This window comes from Francisella sp. SYW-2 (genome assembly GCF_008711475.1).
Lineage (GTDB): Bacteria > Pseudomonadota > Gammaproteobacteria > Francisellales > Francisellaceae > Francisella > Francisella salimarina.
The window spans coordinates 23,100-34,374 of the sequence record NZ_VXKO01000001.1 but is presented as its reverse complement, the minus strand read 5'-3'; the positions used below and the strand labels follow the sequence as shown (position 1 = coordinate 34,374).

The window sequence follows — 11,275 nt, the reverse complement described above, 5'->3', positions numbered from 1 at the left end:
TTAGTTTGTTGTAATATCAAAAAGTTGTATTTTGATTATATTATCTTGGGTATCAGCGACGTCAATATTTGTAATATATCTATTACCTTTTAGAGTTATCTCTTTTATAGCCTTATTAAGAGGGCTAGATTTCGGTGTGAGGGTGATAGTCCAGTTTTGAGTATTACCCTTAAAATTGATATTAAAAAATTCTGATATGGTTTTTGTATCACCTTTAAATACAGACATGAAGACACTTGTGAATGTGAACACTACAGGTTGGTCATCACGTGTAAGAACAGTAGGAGGATTATCCAAAATAGTTTGTGTAAGCTTATTTTTAGACATTTGCATTGTGGTTTTGATTGGTTGTTGCTGTTGCCATAACAGAGATCCATCATTAGTTAGTTTAAATGTTCCTGAAGATTTTAAACTTGAGTTTAAACCTGCAATTTGTCTGATTTGTATAAATTTACCCGAGATATTAGTATCTTTGGTTAATTGCTTTTCAACCGCTTGAAAGTCAGAATCGTTAGAAAGGTCTGAAGCATACAAAGGAGCCACAATAGTTAAAAAAATGCTAATTAAAGTAAATAGTTTCTTCATCTTCTAATAATCTCTTTTATTTTTTGTTGCCATTGGTGAGGTGTTACGAAACAAGTTTCTTTCTTGTTAATATCAACAGCAAGCTGTGTAGTATAACCTTGACATAACTTTATTTTAGTTAAGCTATCTAAGATAGTATAGTTTATTTTTAATCGGTTCTCGAACTCTATTAGATCACAATAAATATCAATATCTTGTCCAAATCTTGCAGATTTAATAAATTTGGCTTTTATATCAACTATAGGCCAAGCGAAACCATCTTTCTTCATAGCTATATAATCATAGCCAATTTCTTTGAGCATACTGCATCTAGCCATTTCAAAGTATTTAACATAATTACCATGCCAAACAATTTCGAGCATATCAACATCAAAAAATGGGATAGTCATTTTGTAAACATGAGTAAATAAACTATCTTTAAGCATTTACTTATTCTCCTTGATGCCAAAAATCAAAAAAATTAAACCATTGTTTTGGATACTTTTTACAATATAATTCAAGCATTTTGGCATATTTTTGTGCATATTTTTCTAAATCTTGTTGTTTTGTTTTTCTATTTAAAATAATGCTATTTTGATCAAACTCTTTGAAAATAAAATCAAAGTTATTACGATCTTTTTTTGGACATAGCATAAAGTATGTAGGGCATTTTAGAATACTTGCTAATATAAATGCACCTTGCGGGAAAAATGCAATATCATCTAAAAATGATAGTCTAAGATTTCTCTCTGGTTTAGTTACAGAAGTTCTATCAGCAGGGATAACGATAAATTCACCATTAGCAATGCGCTCATATAACTCAATTGCCAAATCTGGAGTAACATCTTGTATACATATCATATTGATCGAGTATTTAGGATTAATCTTTGTCAAAAGTTTGTTAAATGTAGGAGCTTGCTTGCTAAATACTAGAGCATTTATCTTCATACTACTATCAAAGTCTGCTAGAGATCTTGCAACATCAAGATTACCAAGATGAGCCGTAAAAATAACACCACCTTTTTGTGATTTGATAGCTTGGTTCATGGTTTTGCGATCTTGTAATGAGAAGTCTACATTATCTATAGTGATCTTATTACTCCAAACAGCTATTTTGTCTATAACCATTTCACCAAATGCTAAAAAATGTTTAAAGCTATAAAACCATAATTTTGAAGTTTTAATATTTTTATCGAGGTGTTTAATATATTTAAAAGAATAGTTACGTGCACTTTTGTACAATAAAAAATAATAGATCATAACTACTGACATGATTGAGTAGGTGAGTCTACGACCTAACAAACGAAATAAAATAAAAGTAGTTCTAAGCCCGAATAGACCACCGGCTTCTTTTATCTTAGTCCAATGTTTCACCTAATTTTTCTCCATAATAGTAATGGTAATCTAATAATCATACCAGTAACTAATTTTGTATGAGTCCAAGATATCCTGACATTATCTCGAAACATTCTAAAATTGGAGTAACCATCTTGAGGGTAAATTACTTTCGTATTTATATAGACTATAGGAAGACCTAACCAGTACATTCTCACGATTACATCTATATCAAAATCCATCTTCACTGAGAAAGTTCTTTTCTGCATAAGCTTTGTATAAGCCTCTAGTGGATATATACGAAAACCACACATTGATTCTTTGAGATTAAACGATAGAGTTTCTATTGCTACCCAAAAATTTGTAATTTTTCTACCATGAAGTCTACTTTTGGGAATACTATCATCATAGATAGGCATACCAGATATTAGTGCATGAGGGTTTTGCTGCGTTGCTTGTATAAATTTAGGGATATCGGTCGAATCATGCTGACCATCAGCATCTATTTGAAGCATATGTGTATAACCCATTTTAAAAGCTAAATTGGCACCATAACTTACAGCAACACCTTTACCTTGATTTTTATCAAGTGATTCTGTCAAAACAATATTATTAAATTCATCAGCAACTTCTCTCATGATTTGTTTAGTGTTATCTTGGCTACCATCATTTATAAGTATGATAGGTAAGTCATATCTAGCGATATTTTTGATGGTGTTACGTAGTTGCTTTCCATGGTTATAGATTGGTACTACAATACATAAATTACAATCACTACTACTCATATTTTATTTTACCCTGAGAAGCTACTTGATTATTGACAGAAATTTCAAAAGTAATTGTATTGTTGTTATTTGTGATTTTTATTTCTATATCATCATTAGGTAATATAACTTTTTTGAATTTTACTTGTGGAATATTACCAAAAGAGAGTTTATTAATATCGAATATCTGGCTTGCCAAATTTATGACAAAATCAACTTGAGCAATACCCGGTAAAATGGCCTGCTCTTGAAAGTGACCTTTAAAAAAATCACACTCGTGGAGTACTTGTGCCGATACTAAAACACAGCAATCATCAATATTTTGTATATTATTTATCTTAAGATGTTTGTTCATAGTTTATTTCGCCATAAATTTTAAATAAAGTCCCTTAATAAGCTTAAATCTTATCAAACTTATAAGCTCTAACCTATTTAATTATCATCTAATAATTCAACTAATAGTTCTAGAGTTCTTTTTCCTTGAAAGTTAGTCGGTATTTCAGTTACAAAGCGCCATTGTTTAGGTATAACTACATTTGAGTAATAGTTTAATAGATAGCTCTTTATTTGTTTAATTAAATTTTGTTTACCAAAATTTTGTAATAAGTCTTGTCCAGCTTGATTTAGACATATTATTGCTGCTATATATTCACGATAGCTTTGACGCTTGATACATACACAGTCTTTTATTAAGTCATAATCAATTAATATATTTTGCATTTGTGATATTGATAAACGATTACCAGCAATTTTGACAATCTTATCGACCCTACCTTTTAGCTCAAATTTATCGTTGTATAATGTAACGATATCTGCCATTAGTTGTTTCTTTTGCTTAAAAAAAGGAGATCTAACAACTAGTTGATCAGACTCTGTAGTAATACAAACATTATCAAAAGGCTTCCATAGTTTATCAATTAACTGTTGTCTATACGCAATAACTCCAGTTTCACTACTGCCATAAGCTTCAAGAATAGGGATGTTGTAACTATTTTGAAATTTAATCGCGATATCGGTATTTAATGCACTAGCTGATGAAATGAGCAAAGAGTTAGTGATAGGACTACTGATACTACCATCAAGGTGAGAAATAATTACAGGAGTTGTTATCAAAATATTGTTATCTTGAAGTAGCTTTTTGTGGATAAGTTCGGGTACAAATAGCCTTTCTGTGTGGATGGTTTTTTGGTATAGTAGTGGCCATATTATAGCCCAGCTAAAGCCATATAGGTGCTGGTGTGATACTGTTGTGAGCACATTGATATTCTTAAGATTAAAGCTTTGTATGACACTGTTGATCGCGGAAGACTCTTGTTCAAGATTGTCTACGGTTTTGCTATAGCTTTTATATTCACCAGTAGATCCAGATGTGAAAAATATAGTTTCACAATTTTTTAATGCATATTCATTGATGATTTTTGCTGATAAGTCAAGATCATTATCAGTTATTAAAGAGTCGTAATATTTTGCAAGCTTGGTAATTGTGCCAGGTTTGTCATTTGGTATCATTATAGTAGTTTTACCTAAAAACTGACATGCTATCCATGTGCAACAAAATAAGTACATATCATCAATAGATAACGCAACTTTGCAACTATTACTTAGAATGATATCAAGATGATTAGCTAAAGTTTTTATATCATTTAAAAACTCTTTTGCGATAATATTATTTGAATCTTTGATAAATATGATTTTAGAAGGATTTTGTGCATAAAATTCTAGTATTGATTTAAGTGTGCTTTTCAAAATATCTCCTAACAACAATTCTAATTATAATCTCACTAAGCATCATTAATCCTATAAGGATATAACTGATAAAACCGTTATAAAGTGTCCAAAATTGTATCGAACCTAATATAACAGTATATGTTGAAATACTGGCATTTATAGCAAAAAACACACACCAAGCTAATGTTACATACCATGTGTATTTTATTGCATAATCCGGTAGATGCTCTTTGCTCATACGAATTGCAAGTTTGGTAATCAAGCTTTTGTCTTGGAATAATGAATAACAAAAAACACAGAAGAGGCTAATACTTACAAAGACAGGGTATAGTAGCATAACGGTGATATTATCGACAATGATGGCTATACCTGCAAGAAGTATCCCTACAATAGTAATAAGTTTCCAAGTGATGCTAGGATCTTTTTTTAAAATCAGTAATCTTAGTATAAATATTAAGACGACAATTAAGCCAAGATACTTTATCGAGAGTGAATTTAGGCCAATATAGACTATAAATGGATATAGTATAATTATTATCAATATAAAGAATTTAAGTAGAGATTTCATTAAGTTTGTATTTAGTCTTGTGCTAGAGCTGCAATTATAGTGTCAACAACATCCCCAACAGTACGAACAGATTTAAATTCCTCAGGTTTAAACTTGCGACCTGTGAAGTTTTGCAGTTGTACTACTAAATCAACGGCATCAATACTATCTAAATCAAGATCTTCGTATAGTGTTGAATCTAGAGTGACATCATCCTTATCTATTTCAAAAAGATTATTAAGAATATCCTGTAATTGTGCGAAAATTTGTTCTTTAGAAAAGCTCATCAGTATATCCTTAAGATTTATTTTCTTCTACAAATTTAGCCAAAGATGCCACAGATTCAAAGTGTTTTTTGACATCTTCATCAGCAACTTCAAGACTTATATTATAGCGTTTTTTTAACGCAACCCCTATCTCTAAAGCGTCAATTGAATCTAGTCCTAAACCCTCTCCAAAAAGTGCTTCATCAGCATCTATTTCATCAGCTGTAATATCTTCAAGATTTAAGACCTCGATGATCATTTCTTTTATTTCTTGTTGCATGTTTTAAAGTACCTATTTTATAAAAAATCTAATTTAGTAGAGAGATTATACTGTAAAAATTTAGTTAGCCTACGAGCAGCTAGAGATGGTATTCCATCTGCCTCATCAATAAAATCTTGAGGGTTAATCTTGTCTCCTACAACTACTCTAAACAACGGCGTTGTTTCGGCAATGTTATACCATTTGGTATTTTTTGTCAAAGTAACAGGAGAGCATGAGATATGTATTATTCTTATAGGAGCATTTGTTCTAATTGCTAGTTGCGCGGCACCTCGTTTTAGTTTTGGTAACTGATTAGGAATAGTTCTGGTACCTTCTGGAAATATTAACAAATTTCTACCTTCTGCAAATATTTCATTTAAGCGTGAGAATGTTTGGTCAGGATTGATATTTGGTATATATCCAGCTGTTTCTATTACATGCTTATAATATGGGTTTTCCCATAAGCTTTGTTTGACAATATTATCGCAAAGCTTGAGTCTAGACACTATTGCAACATAGTCGATTAAAGTAGGATGATTAGCTATGAAAATACAACCTTGATCTTGATATAGTTTTTCAATACCTTCAAATTCAAATCGAATAATTCTAAAATGATGAATAATTCCAATAAAAATCTTAAAACCAATGTTTATAGTGTGTTGAGCATGTATTGTGCGAGCACTTTTATCTTTTATAAATATTCTGACTAGAGGGAAGTATATATAACCTAATATTGCTCCAAAAAAGCTAAATAAAAAGAAACATATTCCTGTAGCAATTCTGCGATAAAATCTATTTAAGTATTTATACATAATTACATCTTCTCTATAGATATACTCTTCAAAAATAATGGTTTAAATTCATTACAAGCATACCAGTTTGCAAAAATAATTGCAGATGGGAGTCGATTAAATTTTTGTAATAATGTTTTGTTGTTATTAATCTCTAATTTTAAGCCCATACTTGACTGTGATAGTGGTTCTCTTGATATGACAAAACTAATTCCATAAGCAAGATTATCTGAGATATTAAGTTCATCGAAGATTTCTGGCACATTATCATCATAACAAGTAAACAAAACGTTATCATAGTCTTGTAACTGTGTGATAGCATCAATTAAACCCATTTCAAAAGTCTCGGTACCAGCAGCTATTGAGTTAAAAGGTATTTTTAGTTTTTGTTGGATTGATAGAAGTCCAGAAGGAGTATTATGTACAGATTGAGAAAATGCGTTTGGTGAAAGGATTTCTTGATTAGAAATATCTTTAAATATAGATAATGTATTCGCTAGTTCACCATGTTGAGATGCAAATACTACGGCACCTATTTTATATTTATGGAGTTGAGGTATAGATACTGAAAGAGCGATTTTGCTAGATTTACTACATCTTCTTCTCACTGATGCAGCAATGAGGCTAGTATCGATGTAGATGTCCTGTTTTATCATTTCAAGGTATGATATATCTTTAAAATTTGATATGTCGTTTTTTCCTTGAGCTATGGCTAAAACCGAATCTATATAAAATCTCATCCAATATGCTATTTTATTCTCTTTACTAGAATCTATCATATTGAAGTAAAAAAATGTATATCTATAACCTTTTTAAGTATTAAATACAGTTAACATACACTTAATTGTATTTAAACTAATTGTAATTGTATTTATACTTACAGGAAGTTATTCAAAATTATACAGAATATGAGTGGCAATGAAATCTATCTGAATTCGCTGGGTATAATCAATTGTTTAGGTGATTCTAAACAAGCTGTTTTGCAATCATTGCTTAGTAATCAAACTGGCTTGGTAACTGATAAGAATCTATTGTCGGGTCGCAAGACAATTGTAGGGCAAGTAAATGATAATATACTTCCAGAAATTCCTCACCGATTAAAAGAATTTGATTGTCGTAATAACCAAATGGCTCTTCATGCCTGTATGCAAATAAATCATGATATAAGTCGAGTTATAGATAAATATGGAGCTGATAGAGTGGCTGTGGTTTGCGGTACTAGTACATCAGGTATAGATAATGGTGAACGAGCTTTAACTAAAAAGTTTATATCAGGTCAATTCCCCAAAGAATTTAGCTACAAGCAAGAAGAAACCGCAGGTCTTAGTGAATTTTTGAGGGAGTATTATAATCTTGAAAATATTGCTTTTACTATATCAACAGCTTGTTCATCAAGTGGTAAAGCATTTGCCTCAGCTGCTAGATTATTAAAACAGAATTTGTGTGATGCAGTTATTGTTGTCGGTTGCGATACTCTTTGTGAATTAACATTAAATGGCTTTGATTGTTTAGATGCGATATCTCAAAGCTTGTGTTTACCCTTTCATAATCAAAGAGGTGGTATAAATATCGGTGAAGGCGCTGCAGCATTTATTATGTCTAGAGATTGCTCAGAAATAGTACTTTTAGGTGTTGGGGAATCATCAGATGGTTATCATATTACAGCACCAGATCCTAGTGGTGAAGGTGCTAAATTAGCTATGATACAGGCATTGAGCTCTGCAAATCTAGCTCCTGATGATATCGGTTATCTAAATTTGCATGGTACAGCAACTATACTGAATGATAATATGGAAAGTAATGCAGTAAAAGATATATTTAAAGCACCTGTTGCGTGCAGCTCTACTAAATCATTGACAGGTCACACTCTAGGTGCAGCGGCAGCTACAGAGGTAGGGATGTGTTGGCTATTATTATCAGATAATTACAATCCTAACAAAAAACTACCAATGCAATACGATTCAGATAAGGATATTATTTCTGATATTGGTATAATAACTAGTGATATTCGATACCACAAGCCAAATTTTATGAGTAACTCGTTTGCTTTTGGCGGTAATAACGTAAGTGTAATTATAGGAAAGAAATAGATGCATAATATTGGCGATTTGATACCGCATGAACCACCTATGAGACTCGTTGATGAGTTTATCGCTTTTGAAGACAATACAGTACACTGTAGAACCATTGTGACTGATGGCAATATATTCTTCGATAAGCAATTAGATGGTATACCACACTGGGTAGCGGTTGAAATCATGGCTCAAACGGCTGCTTCCTATGGTAGAGCTAGTAAGCTTGCTACATCTGACGCTAGTACCAATGAACCTCCAGTAGCATTTTTACTCAGTGTGAGAGGTTACAAGACAGATGTTAAAAGATATAAAACTGGTAGTGTTTTAGATATATTTGCTGAATGTATTATTCTTGATAAAGGGACAGGGGTATTTAGTTGCAAAGTAGTATTGGATCAACAAGAAGTTGCATCACTTACGATCAATGCCTATCAGCCACAAAGTTTTGAAGATGTAAAAAAAGTTATTAGTAGAGAAATATAAAATATGAAAAGAATATTAGTCACAGGTGCGAGTAAAGGAATCGGTAAGGCTATAGCACTGAAACTTGCGGCTGAAAATAGGCATATAACTATACACTATAATACGGACAAAGTTGGTGCTGAAAACGTTCGTGATAGTATTCTTGATAAGGGTTTTCAAGCAGATATCATAAGTTTTGATATCTCTAATAATCAGCAGACAGAACAAGCTATTGGCGAGTATATCGAAAATCATGGTGCATTTTATGGAGTGATTAGTAATGCCGGTCTTTGTAGGGATGCTGCATTTCCAGCAATGACAAAAGATGATTGGTCAAGAGTTATAGATACTAATTTGGATGGTTTTTATAATGTTTTAAAGCCTTGTATTATGCCAATGATACAGCTTAGAAAAGGTGGCAGGATTATTACTATGGCTTCTGTATCAGGTATTGTGGGTAATAGAGGACAGGTCAACTATAGTGCTGCAAAAGCTGGTATTATTGGAGCTACAAAAGCTTTGGCTGTAGAGTTAGCAAAAAGAAAAATTACAGTTAATTGCATAGCACCAGGTTTGATAGATACAGAAATGACTGATGATATTGAGCATTATGATGAGATCATTAAGCATATACCAATGAAAAGGGCAGGTAGTGTGGATGAGGTAGCAAGCTTAGCAGAGTATCTAATGTCGGATGCTGCAGCTTATATAACAAGACAGGTGATTTCTATTAATGGAGGACTTGCTTAATGCATAGAGTTGTTGTTACTGGTATGTCAGGCGTTACAGCTCTTGGTAGTGATGCTGATACTATTTTTGAATCACTATTAGCTGGAAAAGTCGCAACTAAGAGAATGCCGTGGGATGATATTCAAGGTCTTAATACTAAACTTGCTGCTCCTGTAACAGATTTTAAAATGCCAAATTATCCTCGTAAAAAAATACGTGGTATGGGTATGGTGTCAAAGTTAGCAACCGTAGCAACCTCGCAAGCATTAGTAGATGCTGGTTTAATTGATAAGACAGATATATTAACTAGTGGTAGAACAGGTGTTGCTTATGGATCATGTTCTGGCAGTCCACAACCATTGTCTGATCTTTTGATGATTCTTACTGACAAAAAAATTGGCAATGTTAATGCAACAACTTATATCAAAGGTATGAGTCATACTTGTGGAGTTAATATAGCTTTATTCTTTGGGTTGACTGGTAGATTAATCCCGACATCTAGTGCATGTACCTCAAGTAGTCAAGCTATAGGATATGCTTATGAAGCTATTAAGTATGGTATGCAGGATGTGATGGTTGCTGGTGGCGCAGAAGAGCTTTGTGTAAGTCAGGTTGCAATATTTGATACATTATTTGCGACAAGTCAGATGAATGATACGCCAAGTCTTGCACCTAAACCTTTTGATCGAGATAGAGATGGTCTGGTTATTGGCGAAGGAAGTGCTACTTTGATATTAGAGTCATTAGAGCATGCTCAACAGCGTGGAGCAAAAATTTATGCAGAAGTTGTTGGGTATGGTACGAACTGTGATGCTGAGCATGTTACGCAGCCAACAGCCGAAAAAATGCAGATTGCTCTCAAACTTGCTTTAGAAGATGCACAGATAACACCAGATATGATAGGTTATGTCAATGCTCATGGTACATCAACAGAGGTTGGCGATATAGCCGAGAGTATTGCCACGCGTGAGGTTTTTGCTAGGGATATTAGCATCAGTTCATTAAAGGGCTATTTTGGTCATACATTAGGTGCTAGTGGCTCGCTTGAAGCATGGCTAACTATAGAGATGATGAATAGAGGTGTATTTATCCCAAATGTGAATTTACAAAATGTAGATCCAAGGTGTGCTAGCTTAGACTACCTTGTAGATAAACAAAATATAGAGACTGAGTATGTGATGACTAATAACTTTGCTTTTGGTGGGGTTAATACATCTTTGATTTTCAAAAAAATTTAGAATAAAGATTATACTTTAGTCACAAAATTGATATGATATTTAACACAATTTTCTGAAAAGTTATAGGATACATAATATGAAAAAGATGTTACTTTCATTGGTTGCTGCAGGCTGTTTTGTTTTACCTTTATCTGTTTATGCTTCGGATGATATTCATGATGTGAGTATCAAGAATGCTATGGAAGTAATGCCTGAAAAAGTCAAAAATAAACTTGGCGATTTTAAGTTTTATTTTGGTAAAGATTCTAAGCCATTTGATTATTCAGCTGAAGGAACAATATATACTAGCAAAAGGACTAATGGTGTCTTTAAAAATTATCAGAAGTCTTGTAATTGGGCTTTTTATTCAGCATTAATTGATCTAAAAGAGCAATCACAAGCTGCAGGTGGCAAAGGTGTTGCAGATATCGAATCTAACTGGAAAAATAATCCTACATCAAGTGAAGATACTTATGTTTGTGGCGAGGGTCTCTTAATGTCTGGAGTTGCATTAAAAGGAGTTATTATCAAATAG

The 11,275-nt window shown here is 32.6% G+C and carries 16 protein-coding genes; 5 read left to right on the top strand and 11 right to left on the bottom strand.

Annotated elements, in window-relative coordinates; all coding sequences use genetic code 11:
* From F3D57_RS00195 to F3D57_RS00145, 11 genes are all read right to left on the bottom strand, one after another.
* Nucleotides 1-585, bottom strand: a complete 585-nt coding sequence (locus tag F3D57_RS00195; RefSeq protein ID WP_150464803.1) for a LolA family protein — start codon at nt 583-585, stop codon at nt 1-3.
* Entirely contained in the window at nt 582-1,010 is a 429-nt protein-coding gene (locus F3D57_RS00190) for an acyl-CoA thioesterase (RefSeq protein ID WP_150464802.1), read from the bottom strand. Before F3D57_RS00190 ends, F3D57_RS00195 begins: the two co-directional genes overlap by 4 nt.
* Nucleotides 1,011-1,014: 4 nt before the next feature.
* Nucleotides 1,015-1,938, bottom strand: a complete 924-nt coding sequence (locus F3D57_RS00185) for an acyltransferase (RefSeq protein ID WP_224728130.1) — start codon at nt 1,936-1,938, stop codon at nt 1,015-1,017.
* Nucleotides 1,935-2,684 (bottom strand): glycosyltransferase family 2 protein, encoded by a 750-nt coding sequence (locus F3D57_RS00180; RefSeq protein ID WP_150464801.1) that lies wholly within the window; start codon nt 2,682-2,684, stop codon nt 1,935-1,937. The genes F3D57_RS00185 and F3D57_RS00180 overlap by 4 nt, the downstream gene beginning before the upstream one ends.
* Entirely contained in the window at nt 2,677-3,018 is a 342-nt protein-coding gene (locus F3D57_RS00175; protein ID WP_013922449.1) for a hydroxymyristoyl-ACP dehydratase, read from the bottom strand. The genes F3D57_RS00180 and F3D57_RS00175 overlap by 8 nt, the downstream gene beginning before the upstream one ends.
* A gap of 77 nt (nt 3,019-3,095) precedes the next feature.
* Nucleotides 3,096-4,409 (bottom strand): AMP-binding protein, encoded by a 1,314-nt coding sequence (locus F3D57_RS00170; RefSeq protein ID WP_150464800.1) that lies wholly within the window; start codon nt 4,407-4,409, stop codon nt 3,096-3,098.
* On the bottom strand, nt 4,393-4,959 hold the full coding sequence (locus F3D57_RS00165; RefSeq protein WP_150464799.1) for a hypothetical protein: 567 nt from the start codon (nt 4,957-4,959) through the stop codon (nt 4,393-4,395). Before F3D57_RS00165 ends, F3D57_RS00170 begins: the two co-directional genes overlap by 17 nt.
* 11 nt (nt 4,960-4,970) lie before the next feature.
* Nucleotides 4,971-5,225 carry an acyl carrier protein gene (locus F3D57_RS00160; RefSeq protein WP_012280472.1) on the bottom strand — a complete coding sequence of 85 codons (255 nt, stop codon included), beginning with the start codon at nt 5,223-5,225 and terminating at the stop codon, nt 4,971-4,973.
* 10 nt (nt 5,226-5,235) lie between these two features.
* A complete protein-coding gene (locus tag F3D57_RS00155; protein WP_013922452.1) occupies nt 5,236-5,484 on the bottom strand; it encodes a phosphopantetheine-binding protein in 249 nt (82 codons plus the stop codon).
* 17 nt (nt 5,485-5,501) lie between these two features.
* Nucleotides 5,502-6,278, bottom strand: coding sequence for a lysophospholipid acyltransferase family protein (locus F3D57_RS00150; RefSeq protein ID WP_150464798.1), 777 nt, complete (start codon nt 6,276-6,278; stop codon nt 5,502-5,504).
* A 2-nt stretch (nt 6,279-6,280) separates the two neighbouring features.
* Entirely contained in the window at nt 6,281-7,036 is a 756-nt protein-coding gene (locus F3D57_RS00145; RefSeq protein WP_187985977.1) for a beta-ketoacyl synthase chain length factor, read from the bottom strand.
* Nucleotides 7,037-7,165: 129 nt separating this feature from the next.
* On the opposite strand from F3D57_RS00145, the gene F3D57_RS00140 reads away from it, so the two are divergent.
* The 5 genes from F3D57_RS00140 (at nt 7,166) to F3D57_RS00120 (ending at nt 11,275) form a co-directional block, all read left to right on the top strand.
* Nucleotides 7,166-8,347, top strand: coding sequence for a beta-ketoacyl-ACP synthase (locus F3D57_RS00140; protein ID WP_150464797.1), 1,182 nt, complete (start codon nt 7,166-7,168; stop codon nt 8,345-8,347).
* On the top strand, nt 8,348-8,815 hold the full coding sequence (locus F3D57_RS00135) for a beta-alanine--pyruvate aminotransferase (RefSeq protein ID WP_150464796.1): 468 nt from the start codon (nt 8,348-8,350) through the stop codon (nt 8,813-8,815).
* A gap of 3 nt (nt 8,816-8,818) precedes the next feature.
* Nucleotides 8,819-9,544, top strand: coding sequence for a 3-oxoacyl-ACP reductase FabG (gene fabG, locus F3D57_RS00130; protein ID WP_150464795.1), 726 nt, complete (start codon nt 8,819-8,821; stop codon nt 9,542-9,544).
* Nucleotides 9,544-10,761 (top strand): beta-ketoacyl-ACP synthase, encoded by a 1,218-nt coding sequence (locus F3D57_RS00125; protein ID WP_150464794.1) that lies wholly within the window; start codon nt 9,544-9,546, stop codon nt 10,759-10,761. The genes fabG and F3D57_RS00125 overlap by 1 nt, the downstream gene beginning before the upstream one ends.
* A 76-nt stretch (nt 10,762-10,837) precedes the next feature.
* Entirely contained in the window at nt 10,838-11,275 is a 438-nt protein-coding gene (locus F3D57_RS00120; RefSeq protein WP_150464793.1) for an excinuclease, read from the top strand.